12 protein-coding genes are annotated in these 17,744 nt (G+C 34.2%); all 12 read left to right on the forward strand.

Features of this window, described 5'->3' with window-relative positions; genetic code table 11:
- Positions 1-38 precede the first annotated feature (38 nt).
- The 12 genes from ACWYN7_RS08220 to ACWYN7_RS08275 all read left to right on the forward strand — a co-directional run bounded on the left by ACWYN7_RS08220 (position 39) and on the right by ACWYN7_RS08275 (position 17,740).
- Positions 39-434, forward strand: coding sequence for a hypothetical protein (locus tag ACWYN7_RS08220; protein ID WP_236630970.1), 396 nt, complete (start codon positions 39-41; stop codon positions 432-434).
- 123 nt (positions 435-557) lie between these two features.
- Positions 558-4,892 carry a CusA/CzcA family heavy metal efflux RND transporter gene (locus tag ACWYN7_RS08225; protein ID WP_054851362.1) on the forward strand — a complete coding sequence of 1,445 codons (4,335 nt, stop codon included), beginning with the start codon at positions 558-560 and terminating at the stop codon, positions 4,890-4,892.
- A gap of 4 nt (positions 4,893-4,896) precedes the next feature.
- Positions 4,897-6,102, forward strand: coding sequence for an efflux RND transporter periplasmic adaptor subunit (locus ACWYN7_RS08230; protein WP_013622779.1), 1,206 nt, complete (start codon positions 4,897-4,899; stop codon positions 6,100-6,102).
- Between the two features lie 2 nt (positions 6,103-6,104).
- Positions 6,105-6,518 (forward strand): Fur family transcriptional regulator, encoded by a 414-nt coding sequence (locus ACWYN7_RS08235; RefSeq protein ID WP_054851361.1) that lies wholly within the window; start codon positions 6,105-6,107, stop codon positions 6,516-6,518.
- A 67-nt stretch (positions 6,519-6,585) separates the two neighbouring features.
- The gene (locus ACWYN7_RS08240; protein ID WP_013622781.1) at positions 6,586-6,948 is read left to right on the forward strand and encodes a DUF3703 domain-containing protein; all 363 of its coding nucleotides are present in this window, start codon (positions 6,586-6,588) and stop codon (positions 6,946-6,948) included.
- Entirely contained in the window at positions 6,945-7,532 is a 588-nt protein-coding gene (gene merTP / locus ACWYN7_RS08245; protein ID WP_054851360.1) for a mercuric transport protein MerTP, read from the forward strand. The genes ACWYN7_RS08240 and merTP overlap by 4 nt, the downstream gene beginning before the upstream one ends.
- Positions 7,533-7,537: 5 nt before the next feature.
- Positions 7,538-7,744 (forward strand): GDCCVxC domain-containing (seleno)protein, encoded by a 207-nt coding sequence (locus tag ACWYN7_RS08250; RefSeq protein WP_076692386.1) that lies wholly within the window; start codon positions 7,538-7,540, stop codon positions 7,742-7,744.
- Between the two features lie 11 nt (positions 7,745-7,755).
- Positions 7,756-9,708 (forward strand): heavy metal translocating P-type ATPase, encoded by a 1,953-nt coding sequence (locus tag ACWYN7_RS08255; protein WP_054851359.1) that lies wholly within the window; start codon positions 7,756-7,758, stop codon positions 9,706-9,708.
- 71 nt (positions 9,709-9,779) lie between these two features.
- Entirely contained in the window at positions 9,780-10,193 is a 414-nt protein-coding gene (locus ACWYN7_RS08260; RefSeq protein WP_036122971.1) for an HYC_CC_PP family protein, read from the forward strand.
- Positions 10,194-10,300: 107 nt separating this feature from the next.
- Positions 10,301-14,005 (forward strand): efflux RND transporter permease subunit, encoded by a 3,705-nt coding sequence (locus ACWYN7_RS08265; RefSeq protein WP_462859439.1) that lies wholly within the window; start codon positions 10,301-10,303, stop codon positions 14,003-14,005.
- Entirely contained in the window at positions 14,005-15,240 is a 1,236-nt protein-coding gene (locus ACWYN7_RS08270) for a TolC family protein (RefSeq protein ID WP_054851357.1), read from the forward strand. Before ACWYN7_RS08265 ends, ACWYN7_RS08270 begins: the two co-directional genes overlap by 1 nt.
- 4 nt (positions 15,241-15,244) lie before the next feature.
- A complete protein-coding gene (locus tag ACWYN7_RS08275; RefSeq protein WP_054851356.1) occupies positions 15,245-17,740 on the forward strand; it encodes a heavy metal translocating P-type ATPase in 2,496 nt (831 codons plus the stop codon).
- The last annotated feature ends 4 nt before the right edge of the window (positions 17,741-17,744 follow it).

Raw genomic sequence — 17,744 nt, forward strand, 5'->3', positions numbered from 1 at the left:
CCATTGCATTCAATAATTTGTATATTTGTATAAATTATATGAAAATATTTGTTTCCATATCAATGTCTATTTTATTCTTTTTTCAAGGGATAAGCATAGATATGGACTTTTGTGGTCCAATTAAAGAAATTTCAAATGTAATTACCCATTATCAAGACCATAAAGTTTATGGAGACTCTTTCTTTGAATATGTAGTTGAAGATTACATTGAGAGCGATGCTAAAAATGAAGAGCATCATCATAACCCAGATAAGGAGAATACACCAGTCCATTCCCATAATCAATGTTGTCACCCTTTGGTATTAATTATTGCGAACAATAATTTGGCTTTAACCAATCGATTAAAGTTTGAAGAGAAAAAACAATATAATTTACATAAAGTAAACTTCACTTCCAGATATTTGGAATCACTTTTCCAGCCACCTAAAGTATAATTCAGTTTTTTAATGGATAGCTATATCCAATTTTGAGCCTAAAGGGTTCATTTCATTTCGTGTAATTCTATTTTCTTATATCAGAATTGTATCGAATAGTTTAACTGAATTAATACATTTTCTATGATTAATAAAATCATTGATTTTTCAATCAATAACAAATTCATTATTGGTTTGCTTACGCTTACCATAATCGGAACAGGTATTTGGAGTATGACCAAAGTGCCAATAGATGCTGTTCCAGATATTACCAATAACCAAGTACAGGTTATAACACAATCCCCCAATTTAGGTACTGAAGATATTGAGCAAATTGTTACTTATCCAATTGAAGTGGCAATGAGCAATCTTCCTGATGTTCAGGAAATAAGGTCAATTTCTCGTTTTGGCTTATCTGTGGTTACTATTGTATTTGATGATGATATGGGAACATATCTACCTCGCCAATTAGTAGCCGAAAAACTAAACAAAGTCAAAGAGCAAATACCTGCTGGATTTGGCGAACCTACAATGGGGCCTATTTCAACAGGTTTAGGAGAGATTTACCAATACACACTAAAAGTTGCACCAGAGTTTAAAGACAAATACAACATTGCAGATTTACGCTCAATGCAAGACTGGATTGTACAGCGTCAAATGGCAATGGTTCCTGGTGTGGTAGAAGTAAACGCTATTGGTGGAAAAATAAAACAATACGAAGTAGCGGTTGACCCAAACGATTTAAATGCTATTGGCCTTACCATTACAGATGTGTTTAATGCACTTGAAGCCAATAATCAAAATACAGGAGGTGCATATATTGAAAAGAACCATCAAGCCAATTTTATTCGTGGTGAAGGCTTGGTGAGAAGTTTAGAGGACATTAAAAAAATCACTGTCAAGAATATTAATAATATACCTGTCACTATTGGCGATATTGCTACGGTACAATTTGGCTCTGCAATTCGTTACGGTGCATTAACCCAAGATGGTGAAGGAGAAGTTGTAGGTGGATTGGTAATGATGCTAAAAGGAGCTAATTCCAATGATGTTATTGCCAATGTAAAAGAGCGAATGACTCAAATTGAAAAGTCGTTACCAGAAGGCGTAATTATTGAACCATTATTAGACCGAAGTAAATTAATTGGCGAAACAACTTCTACAGTAACAACTAATCTTATTGAAGGTGCATTAATCGTCATTTTTGTGTTGGTCTTTTTATTAGGTAATTGGCGAGGAGGTTTAATAGTTGCCTCTACTATTCCATTATCCTTATTATTTGCTTTTATTTTAATGAATGTTTTTGATGTTTGGGTAAACCTAATGAGTTTAGGAGCAATTGATTTCGGAATCATTGTAGATGGTGCTGTAATTATTGTTGAAAGCACTGTTTTTCTTATAGCATCACAAGTTTTGAAAAAGAAACAACTTACATCTAAAGAAAGAGATAAAGTTGCTTCTAATGCTTCAAAAAAGATGATGAATGCTGCCTTCTTCGGTCAGTTGATTATCCTTATCGTTTTTCTACCCATTTTAGCCTTACAAGGTATTGAAGGAAAGATGTTTAAACCAATGGCTTTGACCTTTATTTTTGCTATGATTGGTGCAATGGTACTTTGTTTAACCTATGTGCCAATGATGTCAGCTTTAATATTAAGAGCACCTAAAAACGATAAAAAATCTTATGGAGATAGATTTGTGCATTGGGTTGAAGATAAATACCAACCTTTATTGGTTAGAGCCTTGCGAAAAGGGAAATGGGTAATTGGTATTGCAGTTGTGTTGTTCGGAATAACCGTTTTTATGTTTTCAAGAATGGGTGGCGAGTTCATTCCGCAACTCGATGAAGGTGATATTGCATTTCACGCTATTTTAAAACCAGGTAGTTCACTTACAGAAACTATTGAAACTACTACCAAAATAGAACAAATAGTAAAAGCAAAATTTCCAGAAGTTGATAAAATTGTGAGTCGTATTGGTGTTGCCGAAATTCCAACCGACCCGATGCCTATGGATATTGCCGATGTTTTTGTAATTCTGAAACCTAAAAGTGAATGGACTACTATAGAATCAAAAGATGAATTGATTGAAGCAATGAAAGAAGCAGTTGAAATGGTTCCTGGTGTTAATTATGAGTTTACACAACCTATTGAAATGCGTTTTAACGAGTTATTAGAAGGTGTTCGTGAAGATATTGCTATAAAACTTTATGGTGAAGACATTGATATTCTATCTCAAAAAGCCGAAGAAATATCTAAAATTATCGCAGGTACTGAAGGTATTGGTGATATGAAAGCGGAAGCCACAACAGGTTTGCCACAAATGACAATCAATTACAACAGGAATAAATTGGCGCAATATGGTCTTCAAATAAATACGCTTAATCAAACCGTACAATCTGCATTTGCAGGTGGTACAGCAGGTGTAATTTTTGAAGGTGAAAAACGCTTCGATTTAGTAGTACGATTAAGCGATCAAAACCGTAAGGATATTTCAGATGTTCAAAACCTGTATATCAATTTACCTTCGGGTGCTCAAATTCCTTTACGTGAAATTGCAGATGTAAGCTATAAAGCAGGACCAATGCAAATCAGTAGAGATAACACCAATAGAAGAACCTATGTAGGTGTTAATGTTAGAGGACGTGATGTAAAATCGTTAGTAACTGAAATTAAATCAAAATTAGATGCACAATTAGAATTACCATCAGGTTATTTTATTCGTTATGGTGGTGCATTTGAAAATTTAGAACGTGCCAGCAACCGATTACAAACCGTTGTGCCTATTGCATTGTTACTCATATTTATACTAATATATTTTGCATTAAAATCTTTACCACAGACCTTAATGATTTACATAGCTATTCCAATGGCAACTATTGGTGGTGTTGTGGCGTTGTGGTTACGTGATATGCCATTTAGTATTTCGGCAGGTGTTGGTTTTATTGTGCTGTTTGGTGTTGCAGTTTTAAATGGTTTGGTAATGATAAGCGGACTCAACGAATTAAAAGAAGAAGGTGTAACCAATCTAAAGGATAGAATAGTTGAAGGTACTAAACGAAGAATCAGACCTATTATGCTAACTGCTTTTACAGATGTATTAGGCTTTCTACCAATGGCTATTTCATCATCAGCTGGTGCAGAAGTACAACGTCCATTGGCAACGGTTGTTATTGGTGGATTATTAACTTCAACTTTGCTTACCTTATTTGTTTTACCAATTTTATATCATTGGGTAGAAAACAAATCTTTTACGTTTAAGCCAAATAAAAAGTTAGTAACAGCAACAGCAGTTGTATTATTACTATTTGGCTTTTCACCACAAAGTAATGCACAAGAGTTGAATGATACAATTCCCGAAATTTCATTACAGGAAGCTGTTAAACTCGCAAAAAGTAATTATCCATTATTGAAGCAAAAGCAGTTGGAAATTACAAAACAAGAACAATTAAAATCGACTGCCTATGATTTCGGAACGACTCAAATTTTTACAGGTGGAGAAGAAATTGATAATGGAAATGGCATCTATACAACCATTGGTATTGGTCAATCAAATATCGATGTATTTGGCATTGGTTCTAAAAAGAAGCTACAAGAACAACGCATTCAATTGGAACAAAAAGCCTTTCAACTTTCCGAGTTGGAATTAGAATTGGAAGTTAAAAAAGCTTGGTCTAATTGCTATCAAATGAAACAAAACTATGATTTGTATAAGGAATTGGATTCCATTTATTCCAAATTCGAGCAAGCAGTAGCTTTAAATTATGAAGTCGAAGCTATTTCTAAATTAGAATATTCGGCAGCAAAAAATCAAGCGTTTCAAATTCAGAATAAAAAAGCGCAAGCCTATAGTAATTATCTTATTGCCTTACAGCAATTCAATTTGTGGTTGGTATCAGAAGAAATTTTTACAGTTTCAGATGAATTTGAGGTAGCGATAGATAGTGATATGGAAACATTCAGTATTGAAAGTCATCCATTGTACAGTATGTCGCAGAGCATTGTAGATGAAGCGGAAGCTAAATATAAAGCTGCAAAAGCAGATAATTTGCCAAAGTTCAATCTTCAAGGTGGTTTACAAAAAGTAAATGGCAATTCAGGATTTTACACCTATCAAGCAGGAATTTCAATTCCGTTTTTATCAGGTTCTAGCAAAGCACAAGTTAGAAGTGCCAGAATTGATAAAGAAATAGCGGAAACCAATGTAGCGTTCAAAAAACAGGAAGTACAATCAAGGTTTGTTCAGGCTAAAGAAAATTATATGAAATGGAAAACATCTTGGGAGTTTTACAAAGACCAAGTTTTACCATTAACAAAAGAGCAAAAAACAGGTGCATTACTGGCATATAGAGAAGGCGAAATTGATTATACTGCATTTACGCAGTTGATAAAAGAAGCAATTCAATCGGAACTGGAAGCACAGACTGCATTAGTAAACTATTTAGAAAGCACATTTCAATTACAATATTTTAATAAATAAGACAATGAAAAACAAAATATATAAAATCCTTACCGTAATGGTGTTAGCCATATTTGTTTCAGCTTGCGGAAATAAAGAAAATCATAACGAGAATGATGGTCATTCCCACGATGAGGAAGAAAAAACAGAAGTTAACGAAGAGCATCACGATGAAGACGAAGTAATGCTTTCACAACAGCAATTCGATGCATTGAAAATGAAAATAGATACGTTAGCATTACGTAATATGAGCGGCTATGTAGAAGCAAACGGAACGTTAGAAGTACCACCACAAAACGAAGCAGCTATTACTACTGTTGTTGGTGCAAATGTCGTTTCAATTGAAGTGATTGAAGGTGATAAGGTTAATAAAGGTCAAGTTGTGGCTTATCTATCGCACCCAAATATCATACAAGCGCAAACGGATTATTTAAACGCTTATAGCAATAGCGAGCTTGCAAAGAAAAATTATGAACGTCAACAAAAATTATACGATGCTGGTGTTGGTTCTGGTGCTAATTTCCAGAAAGCAGAAGCAGAATATCAAGCATCAAAAGCAATGGTTAATGGTTTAGAAGCGCAATTAAGAATACTCAACGTTAACACTACATCAGTTCGCAATGGAACAATTGCACAGCGCATAGCATTGCGAAGTCCAATAGAAGGCTTTGTGCAAAAAGTTGAAGTAAAAACAGGTCAATATGTAGAGCCACAAACCGAATTATTTGAAATTGTAAATACGCATCACGTTCACGCCGATTTAATGGTTTTTGAAAAAGATGTTTATAAAGTACAGAAAGGTCAGAAAGTTAACTTTACGGTACAATCCATACCAGATGCAGAGCTTATCGCAGAAATCTATTCCGTAAGCAAAACCTTTGAGGACAACCCAAAAGCAGTCCACGTTCACGCAGAAATAGAAAACAAAAAAGGTAACTTAATTCCTGGTATGTATATTCAAGGTAAAATTCAAGTAGATAATACCCAAACAAAAGCTTTACCAGAAAGTGCAATTATAAAAGAAGGCGAAAGATATTATGTGTTTTCAGTAGAAAAAGAAAATGACGATTGGAGCTTTAAACCTATCGAAGTTGTATTAGGCACTAAAGATGGTGATTGGGTATCGGTTCAATTTACTGAAAACATAGAAAGTAATACAAAATTTGCTTATAACAATGCTTATTATCTTAACGCAGAAATGAAAAAAGGAGAAGCAGAACACGCACATTAATTATGGAAACAATAGAACAAGTATTAGAGTCAAAAAATATTCGTGTTACAGCAATGCGTTTGCTTATATATAAGTTTCTTACAGAAAAAGAGGTCGCTGTTACTTTAAGTGATATTGAAAATGCTTTCTCAAAAGCAGACAGAACCACTTTATACAGAACTATTAAAACCTTTGAAGAAAAGGCTATTGTGCATCAAATAGACGATGGTACAGGGATTACAAAATATGCATTATGTGAAAAGGGATGTAATTGTGAAATTGAAACCGATTTGCACTTACATTTCCATTGTAATAATTGCAATGAAACCATTTGCTTAACAGAACATAAAATACCTCAAATAAAAGTGCCAGATGGTTTTGTGTCAGAGAATGTAAATTTGGTGGTAAAAGGTATTTGCGATAAGTGTAGTGTCTAATTATTGCACTTCCATTGCACTTCCATTGCACTTACTATTAAAGTACATTTATCCAAAATTAGAGGATATGAAGTTTAATACTAAAATACCTAAACATCTAAAACAGGCGTATAACCAAGAATTAAAACAATACAGTTTCTGTTTAGAAAATAAGCAGTTTGGTAATGCTTGGTATCATTTAGAACGTAGTCATATAATAGGACAATCTTATCCTATAGAACATACCTATTCACATTGGCTTATGCTAAAGTTTGGATTTAGACAAAAAGATACGAAAGAAGTAATAGGTCAAATAATTAGGTTGCTTGTGGGTGGCTGGAAATCATTTATAAATCACGTTCCACTTGGTAATACTGGTGGAGCAAACGTGCCACCATTAAAACGAATGCCTATTCCCAATGACATTGAAAAATTATTAGATATTAAATGAAAAATAAATTAGCGGTTACAAGTATCCTAACAGCAATCACAGCTTCATTGTGTTGCATCACACCTGTTTTGGCATTAATTGCAGGTACAAGTGGTGTAGCTTCAACTTTTTCTTGGATAGAACCATTTAGACCTTACTTAATAGGGCTAACTATATTAGTTCTTCTCTTTGCTTGGTATCAAAAATTAAAACCAGAAAAAGAAATCGACTGTGAATGTGAAACGGATAAAAAACCAAAATTTATTCAGTCAAAAACCTTTTTAGGAGTTGTAACAGTATTCGCAATAGTGATGTTGGCATTACCATACTACTCAAGTATGTTTTATCCAAATTCAGAGAAACAAATTGTTATCGTTGATAAATCAAATATCAAAACAACAGTGTATAAAATAAGTGGAATGACTTGTGCCAGTTGTGAAGCTCACGTAAACCACGAAGTAAATAAACTTAACGGAATTGTAAACTCAAAAACATCATACAAGAATGGTAACGCAATCATTGAGTATGACCAAACTAAAACTAATGAATTAGAAATTGAGAAAGCAATTAATTCTACGGGTTATAAAGTAACTGATAAAAATTAAAATTGATGCAAACTATATTAAAATCGGAAATCACTTGCCCAACCTGTGGTCATAAAAAGAAAGAAGATATGCCAACTAACGCTTGTCAATTCTTTTACGAGTGTGAGCATTGTAAAACGGTTTTGAAACCAATCGAAGGAGATTGTTGTGTGTATTGTTCTTATGGTACAGTTCCTTGTCCACCAATTCAACAAAACAAAAGTTGTTGCTAAAACAAAACTAAATGAAAAAAAAGAAAGTCAATTTAAGAGATTTAAAACCAAATTCAGAAGAGCAACATTCTCACGATGATGGTCACGACCACGGAGATGGAAGTGCATTCAAGACATACATTCCTGCTATTATAAGTTTTGTTATGTTAATGGTAGGTATCGCTGTAGATTATTTTGATGCGATTCCTCAATTTGAAGGATTGATTCGAGTAGTTTGGTACACTTTAGCATATATTCCAGTTGGATTTCCTGTAATTAAAGAAGGATGGAAAAGTCTTATAAAAGGCGATGTTTTTACCGAGTTTTTTTTAATGTCTATTGCCACCATTGGTGCGTTTATCATTGGTGAATATCCTGAAGGTGTGGCAGTAATGCTATTTTATGCAGTAGGAGAATTATTTCAAAACGCAGCAGTTAATAGAGCAAAAGGAAATATTAAAGCCTTATTAGATGTTCGACCAAAAGAAGCCAATGTATTTCGTGATGGTGATTATGTTAGTGTGTCGCCAGAAGCTGTAAATATTGGTGAAAAAATACAAATTCGAGTAGGTGAGAAAATACCGTTAGATGGGATTTTATTATCCGAAAAAGCATCTCTAAACACCGCAGCGTTAACAGGCGAGAGCAAACCAGATTCCATTCAGAAAGAAGCAAAGGTTTACGCAGGTAGTATCAATTTAGAAAGCGTTATTGAAGTTGAGGTAACTAATAAGTTTGAAGACAGTTCTATTGCGAGAATATTAGATTTGGTTCAAAATGCTACAGCTCGTAAGTCTAAAACAGAACTATTTATTAGACAGTTTGCTCGTATCTACACACCAATTGTTGTGTTTTTAGCTATTGGTGTTACTTTTATACCTTACTTTTTTGTAGATGATTATGTATTTAGAGATTGGTTATACAGAGCATTAATTTTCTTGGTAATATCTTGTCCTTGTGCGTTAGTGATTTCAATTCCATTAGGTTATTTCGGTGGTTTGGGAGCAGCTTCAAAAAATGGAATTTTATTTAAAGGTGCTTCATTTTTAGATGCAATGACCAAGATAAGTACTTTGGTAATGGACAAAACAGGAACCGTTACCAAAGGTGTTTTTAAAATCAAAGAAGTAAAAGCAATCGGTTGGAAAGAAACCGAATTTATGCAATATTTAATGGCGATGGAAGAACAATCCACGCATCCAATTGCTAAAGCAATTTTAGAGTATAAATCAGAGGGAGAAGATTTTGAAGCACAAGACGTTTCTGAAATTGCAGGTAAAGGTTTAAAAGGCATTGTAAATGGTAAAACAGTTTTAGTAGGAAATAAAGCCTTAATGACTACTAATAATATTGATGTTCCATCTGAAACGGAATCTATTGTAGAATCTATTGTTTTAGTAGCAATCGATAATCAATTTGCAGGTTATGTAGTCATAGCAGATGAATTAAAGGAAGATGCAAAAGAAACTATTACAGCATTACACAAAGTAGGCATTAAAAATATTATGATGCTTTCCGGTGATAAAGATTCCATCACGCAACAAGTCGCTAAAGAGTTGAATATCGAAAATGCTAAAGGTGGTTTACTTCCAGAAGATAAATTAAACGAAGTTGAAATTTTAAAGAAAAATCCTGAAAACAAAATAGCCTTTATAGGTGATGGTATTAACGATGCACCTGTTTTAGCAGCAAGTAACGTTGGTATTGCAATGGGTGGTTTAGGTAGTGATGTAGCTATTGAAACAGCAGACGTTATCATTCAAACCGACCAGCCTTCAAAAGTAGTTAGAGCCATTAAAATAAGTCGTTCTACAAGAAAAATTGTTTGGCAAAATATCATTTTAGCGTTTGGAGTTAAAGTTATTGTCTTGATATTAGGAGCAGGTGGTTTAGCCACAATGTGGGAAGCTGTTTTTGCAGATGTAGGAGTAGCATTATTAGCAATTTTAAATGCAGTTCGATTGCAGAAAATGAAATGGGATTAAGCAGATTAATCAATTAAACTTCTGTTAAACAAAATCAATAGTTGTTAAAATTTCGTAACTTCGCAATCAATATGAAGCAGATTTTCCATAAAATAATGTCTTTAGCAATGACTTTTGTAGTGTTATTCTCTACAATGTCATTTACTGTGAATATGCATTATTGTGGAGATACTTTAGTAGAATCTGCTATCTTTCAAAAAGCCAAAGGTTGCGGAATGGAAATGGAAAAGCCTTCAACCGAAGAATGTTCTATTACCAAGAAAAATTGTTGTGATGATAAACAATTAGCAATTGAAGGTCAAGACGAATTACAATTGCAAGTTGACAAAATCACGTTTGAGCAACAAGTATTCATCGCTTCATTTGTTTATACTTACATTAACCTTTTTGAAGGTTTAGACAGTAATGTATCTACCTACGAAGAATACAAACCACCACTCGTCATAAGGCAACTCTACAAGATTGACGAGACATACTTAATTTGATTTTTAAACAATAGACTCTTTTATCCTATGACTGCAATGTCGTAAGGATAATTTACTGTATTCGGTGTTTTTACAACACTATTGTCTAATTGTTTAAAATCAATCATATGCTAAATAAAAGCATCAAATTTTTAATAGAAAACAAACTCGTTGCAGTTTTACTACTTGTCCTTTTTATTGGATGGGGAACTGTTAATGCACCTTTTAATTGGGATACAGGATTTTTGCCAAGTAACCCTGTAGCAGTAGATGCTATTCCCGATATAGGTGAAAATCAACAAATCGTATTTACCAAGTGGGATGGTCGTTCCCCACAAGATATAGAAGACCAAATAACCTATCCATTAACCACATCATTATTGGGTATTCCTGGAGTGAAAACCATTCGTAGTTCCTCTATGTTTGGGTTTTCAAGCATCTATATCATTTTTGAAGAGGATATAGAATTTTACTGGAGCAGAAGTCGTATTCTCGAAAAACTTAATTCCTTACCAAGTGGTTTATTACCCGAAGGTGTTAATCCAGCGTTAGGTCCAGATGCCACAGGATTAGGACAAATATTTTGGTACACACTTGAAGGTCGTGATGAGAACGGTAATGTAACAGGTGGTTGGGATTTACACGAATTACGTAGTATTCAAGATTACTATGTTAAATATGCCTTGTCCTCTGCAAGCGGTGTTTCTGAAGTTGCATCAATTGGTGGTTATGTTCAAGAGTACCAAGTGGATGTAAACCCAGAACTAATGCGTCAATATAACATTGGGTTACATCATATTGTTAAAGCTGTAAAAGAAAGTAATAAGGATATTGGCGCACAAACCTTGGAAATTAACCAAGCTGAATATTTAGTTCGTGGTTTGGGGTATGTAAAATCCATTGCAGATATTGAAAATGCTGTAGTTGATTCTGAAAATTTCACTTCAATAAAAATTAAAGACATTGGAAAAGTTTCATTAGGTCCAGCAACAAGACGAGGTTTATTGGATAAAGAAGGTGCTGAAGTTGTTGGTGCTGTTGTGGTGGCTCGTTATGGAGCAAACCCAATGGAAGTCATTAATAACGTAAAGGAAAAAATTAATGAATTAAGTGCAGGATTACCTTCAAAAGTTTTGGCAGATGGAAGAACATCACAAGTTACCATAGTGCCTTTTTATGACAGAACAGAATTGATACAAGAAACTTTAGGTACACTCAATGAAGCCTTAACTCTTGAAATATTGATTACCATTTTGGTTATAATCATTATGGTGTTTAATCTTCGAGCTTCTGTCTTGATTTCAGGATTATTACCAGTTGCAGTCTTAATGGTATTTATTGCGATGAAACTCTTTGGCGTCGATGCTAATATTGTCGCATTATCTGGTATTGCAATTGCTATCGGAACAATGGTCGATGTTGGTGTTATACTATCAGAAAATATCATTCGGCATTTAGATGAAGATGATGGAACACAATCCATTAATACAGTAGTTTACAACGCAACAGCCGAAGTTTCTGGTGCAATCGTAACCGCAGTAATGACTACAATTATAAGTTTCATTCCTGTATTTACAATGATTGGCGCTGAAGGTAAATTGTTCAGACCATTAGCATTCACAAAAACCTTTGCATTAACAGCTTCAATAATTGTAGCATTGTTTTTAATTCCACCTTTTGCAGCGTTTTTATTCAGAAAGAAAAGCATAAAAACGCATTTTAAATATGCTTTAAATGGCGTTTTAATAGTATTAGGGATAATAGCAATAATCTATGGTTATTGGTTAGGATTAATATTGATAGCTTTTGGTATCACAGCATTGTTAAGTACTCAAAATAAAATAACAGAAAAACAATCCAACTTAATTAATATCATAATATGTACAACTGCAATAGTATTTCTGTTAGCGGAATATTGGAGACCTTTAGGAGTTGATAAAAGTATCTTCTGGAACCTCATCTTTGTTGGTGTCATTTGCTTTGGCTTATTGGGTGTTTTCTCATTGTTTATCAGGTATTATACTCGAATTTTAAGATGGTGTTTAGATAATAAATTACTATTTCTTTCAATTCCAACTGCAATTGTCATTGCTGGTTTTTTCATTATGAAAAACACAGGTAAAGAATTTATGCCATCATTAAATGAAGGTTCGTTTTTATTGATGCCTACTTCGATGCCACATTCTGGTGTAGAAGAAAATAAGCGTGTTTTACAGCAGTTAGATATGGCAGTTGCAAGTATTCCTGAAATTGAAACAGTAGTCGGAAAAGCAGGTCGTACAGAATCTGCTTTAGACCCAGCACCACTATCAATGTATGAAAATGTTATTCAGTATAAGTCAGAATATATGCTGAATGAAAATCGAGAACGTCAACGCTACAAAGTGAATAATGATGGCTTGTTTGAATTAAAAGATGGTCGATTTATCGCAAATCCAAATAATACAGAAAATGTCACCTTGAGCACAGTCGAAAGGTCTCAACTCATTCCAGACAATAATGGAGAGTTCTATCGAAATTGGAGACCTGAAATACAATCACCAGATGATATTTGGAACGAAATTGTTAAAGTTACCAAACTACCAGGCGTTACATCTGCACCAAAATTGCAACCTATTGAAACCCGATTAGTAATGCTACAAACTGGTATGCGTGCACCTATGGGAATAAAAGTTAAAGGTCAAGACTTAAAACAAATAGAAGCATTTGGTGTTCAGTTAGAAGATATACTTAAACAAGCTGAAGGTGTTAAAAAAGAAGCTGTTTTTGCAGACCGTATTGTTGGTAAACCTTATTTGTTAATTGATATTGATAGAGAGAAAATTGCACGTTATGGCGTAACCATTGAGGAAGTTCAAAATGTTTTGAAAGTGGCTGTTGGTGGTATGGTATTAACACAGACAGTAGAAGGTCGTGAGCGTTATGGTGTTAGAGTTCGTTACCCAAGAGAATTAAGAGCAAATCCAACCGATTTAAAACAAATCTATGTGCCTGTTGAAAAAGGAAGCCCTATTCCTTTAAGTGAATTGGCGACTATAAAATATGAACAAGGTCCACAAGTAATTAAAAGTGAAGACACTTTTTTAGTTGGCTATGTGTTATTTGATAAAATGGATGGTTTTGCAGAAGTCAATGTGGTAGAAAATGCACAAACCTTAATTCAAGAAAAGATAGATAGTGGCGAATTGGTAGTCCCAAAAGGTATCAACTACCAATTTACGGGAACGTATGAAAACCAATTAAGAGCAGAAAAAACCTTGTCGGTTGTTGTGCCTTTAGCGTTGGCAATCATTTTCTTAATTCTGTATTTCCAATTTCGTTCAGTAGGGACATCACTAATGGTATTCACAGGTATTGCAGTTGCTTTTGCTGGTGGTTTTGTAATGATATGGCTCTATGGTCAAGATTGGTTCTTAAACTTCAATGTCTTTGGTGAAAATCTGCGCGATTTATTTCAAATGCACCCCATTAATTTAAGTGTAGCGGTTTGGGTTGGGTTTATTGCTCTTTTTGGTATTGCAACAGACGATGGAGTTGTAATGGCAACTTATTTAACACAAACATTTGATAGAAATACACCAGAAAATAAAAAAGAAATCAGAGCATCAGTAGTAGAAGCAGGAGAAAAACGTATTAGACCTTGTTTAATGACAACTGCTACTACCATATTGGCATTATTACCAGTATTAACATCTACAGGAAGAGGTAGTGATATTATGATACCTATGGCAATACCAAGTTTTGGTGGAATGTTAATCGCTTTAATAACACTATTTGTAGTCCCTGTTTTATATAGTTGGAAAGCAGAAGTTAAACTTAAAAGAACAGTATAATGAAACATATAAAATCACACATAAAGTCAGTCATTTTTCTTTGTTTTTTAATCTTTGTTCTCAAAGGAAATGCGCAACAATTAGATGTGCTCATTAATGAAGCATTAGATAACAACCCTGAAATTCAAAAATTTGAATTGCAATACAAAAGGGTTTCAGAAAAAGTAAATGAAGTAAATACGGTTCCTAATACAGAATTTGGAGTTGGTTATTTTGTAAGTGAACCAGAAACTCGAACAGGTGCTCAACGCTTTAAGGTGTCTGCAAAACAAATGTTACCGTGGTTTGGTAATATTTCGGCAAGAGAAAATTACGTTAGTTCGTTAGCAGATGTTAAGTATGAAGATATTGTAATTGCGAAGCGAAAACTAATGTCTTCAGTTTCACAATCTTATTATAGACTATATGCTAATAAAGCAAAACAAAAGGTATTAACAGAGAATATCAATCTGTTAGAAACTTATGAAACAATGGCTTTGACTTCTGTTGAGGTTGGTAAAGCATCAGCGGTTGATGTATTGCGTTTACAAATGCGTCAAAACGAAATGCAACAATTAAAAGACGTATTGCAACAACAATTTTTAGCAGAACAAACTAACTTCAATAATCTATTGAATAGAGGTAATGATGTTACCGTGAATGTGGTAGATAGTTTAATGATACCTTCTGAAGACTTTGATATTACTTTTGAAAAATTAGTATTACATCCTGAATTACTAAAATTTGATAAACTCTATCAATCCATAGAGCAATCAGAATTATTGAATCAAAAAGAAAGCAGTCCAATGATTGGTTTTGGATTAGATTATATCAATGTTGCTGAAAGACCAAATATGGATTTCAGCGATAACGGAAAGGATATTGTAATGCCAATGGTTTCGGTATCTATCCCAATTTTCAATAAGAAATATAAATCCCAAACCAAACAAAATGATTTGCAACAGCAGGAAATTACTGCTCAAAAACAGGAACGTTTAAATGCATTGGAAACGCTTTTAGACAAAGCGAATAACGAACGCATTTCTGCAAGAATAAGTTATGCTACCCAAACCAAAAACCTACAGCAAGCCAAAGATGCAGAAGACATTTTAATCAAAAGCTATGAAACAGGAACGATTGATTTTAATGATGTTTTGGATATTCAAGAGTTGCAGCTAAAGTTTCAAATGAACCAAATAGAATCTGTGAAGACCTACTATGTGCAAAGTACAATCATTAATTATTTAATTCAGTAAAACAATGACACACACATATCACATACACGGAATGACCTGCAACGGTTGTCGCAGTCACGTTGAGGAAACGCTCTCTAAAGTAGGAGGTGTTTCAAAAGCAACAGTCGATTTAGATAAGGCAGAAGCTAACATAGAAATGGAATCACATATTCCCATAGAAACATTTCAAGAAGCCTTAAAAAAGGATGGTGGTACATATAGCATTCATAAACAAGGTGAACACCATCAGCATTCAGAAGCTAAAAAGGAAAAGCAACCTAAAGGTACAGGCACATTTTATTGTCCTATGCATTGCGAAGGCGATAAAATCTATAACAAACCAGGTGATTGTCCTGTTTGCGGAATGGATTTGGTGGAAGAACAAAATCTATCAGCAACTTCAAAGGAACAATGGACGTGTCCGATGCATCCAGAAATTGTAAAAGAAGAAGCAGGTTCGTGTCCTATTTGTGGGATGGATTTAGTGCCAATGGAAGCAGATAGTTCAGCAGAAGAAAAAACGTATAAAAAGCTATTAAAGAAATTTTGGATTGCCACAGCATTTACCTTGCCCATTTTCTTAATGGCTATGAGCGAAATGCTCAATAACAATCCGTTGTACGATATAATGGAACAGAAATATTGGAACTGGATTCAGTTTGCATTATCAATTCCAGTAGTGTTTTATGCCACTTGGATGTTCTTTGAACGTGCCTATAAAAGCATTAAGACTTGGAATCTCAATATGTTTACACTTATTGGGATTGGTGCAGGTGTGGCGTGGTCGTTTAGTGTTTTTGGTATGTTCTTTCCAGACGTATTTCCAAGTCAATTTAAAACAGAATCAGGTGCAGTTCACGTCTATTTTGAAGCAGCAACTGTGATTTTAACGTTAGTGCTTTTAGGTCAATTGTTAGAAGCTCGTGCACATAGTAAAACCAATTCGGCAGTAAAAGAACTGTTGAAATTAGCACCTAATAAAGCCATAAAAATAGTAGATGGTGAAGAAGTTGAAGTCAGTATTGACGAGATAGAACTTAATGATATTCTAAAAGTGAAACCAGGAGATAAAATTCCTGTGGATGGTGTGATAACTGAAGGCGAAACAACTATTGATGAATCTATGATTACAGGCGAACCTATTCCTGTAAACAAATCTCAAGAAGATAAAGTAAGTAGCGGAACCATTAATGGGAATCAATCCTTTTTAATGAAAGCAGAAAAGGTAGGAAGTGACACTTTATTATCACAAATCATTCATATGGTTAATGATGCCAGTAGAAGTCGTGCACCTATTCAAAATTTAGCAGATAAAGTTTCAGGCTATTTTGTGCCAGTTGTAGTTCTTATTTCTATTATCACATTTATTGTATGGTCTATTTGGGGACCAGAACCAGTTTATGTGTATGCGTTTGTCAATGCAATTGCAGTACTAATCATTGCTTGTCCTTGTGCTTTAGGTTTAGCAACACCAATGTCTGTAATGGTTGGTGTGGGTAAAGGTGCTCAAAATGGTGTATTGATTAAAAATGCTGAAGCTCTTGAAAAAATGGATAAGGTAAATACGCTTATCGTTGACAAGACAGGAACAATTACCGAAGGAAAACCAACAGTTGAAACCGTTGGAGCTTTTAATGATGCTTTAAGCGAAAAAGAAGTGTTACAATACATCGTGTCATTAAATACAAATAGCGAACATCCTTTGGCAGAAGCGACAGTTAAATATGGCAAAGAACACAACGCAGAAATTTTAAAGTCCGAAGATTTTAGTGCTGTTACAGGAAAAGGTGTTGAAGCTAAAATTGATGGAAAAAATGTAGCATTAGGTAATCCTAAAATGATGGAATATGCTAAAGCGGATATTACTTCTAAAATGAAAGACGAAGCTAAATCTTACCAAGAACAGGGTAAAACAGTTTCTTATTTGTCAATAGATGAAACCGTAGTTGGATATGTAGTTATAGGCGATAAAATAAAAGAAACAAGTGCTAAAGCCATTAAAGCACTTCAAGATAAAGGGATAGATGTAATAATGCTAACAGGTGATAATCACAATACAGCACAAGCAGTAGCATCAGAACTAAATCTTGCAGATTTTAAAGCCAGTATGCTACCAGAAGACAAACTCAAAGAAGTAGAGAAACTACAAAAAAATGGAAAAGTAGTTGCTATGGCAGGTGATGGCATTAATGATGCACCAGCATTGGCAAAAAGTGATGTAGGTATTGCAATGGGTACGGGAACAGATGTAGCGATAGAAAGTGCTATGATAACACTCGTAAAAGGCGATTTACACGGTATTGTAAAAGCAAAAAATTTAAGTAATGCTGTAATGAAGAACATTAAGCAAAACCTATTTTTTGCACTTATCTACAACACTTTAGGTGTGCCTATTGCAGCAGGTGTGTTGTTTCCATTCTTCGGAATACTACTCTCGCCAATGATAGCAGCTTTAGCAATGAGTTTTAGTTCGGTTTCGGTAATAGGTAACGCACTACGATTAAGAACAATTAAAGTATAACTAT

Source organism: Polaribacter sp. M10 (genome assembly GCF_054968445.1).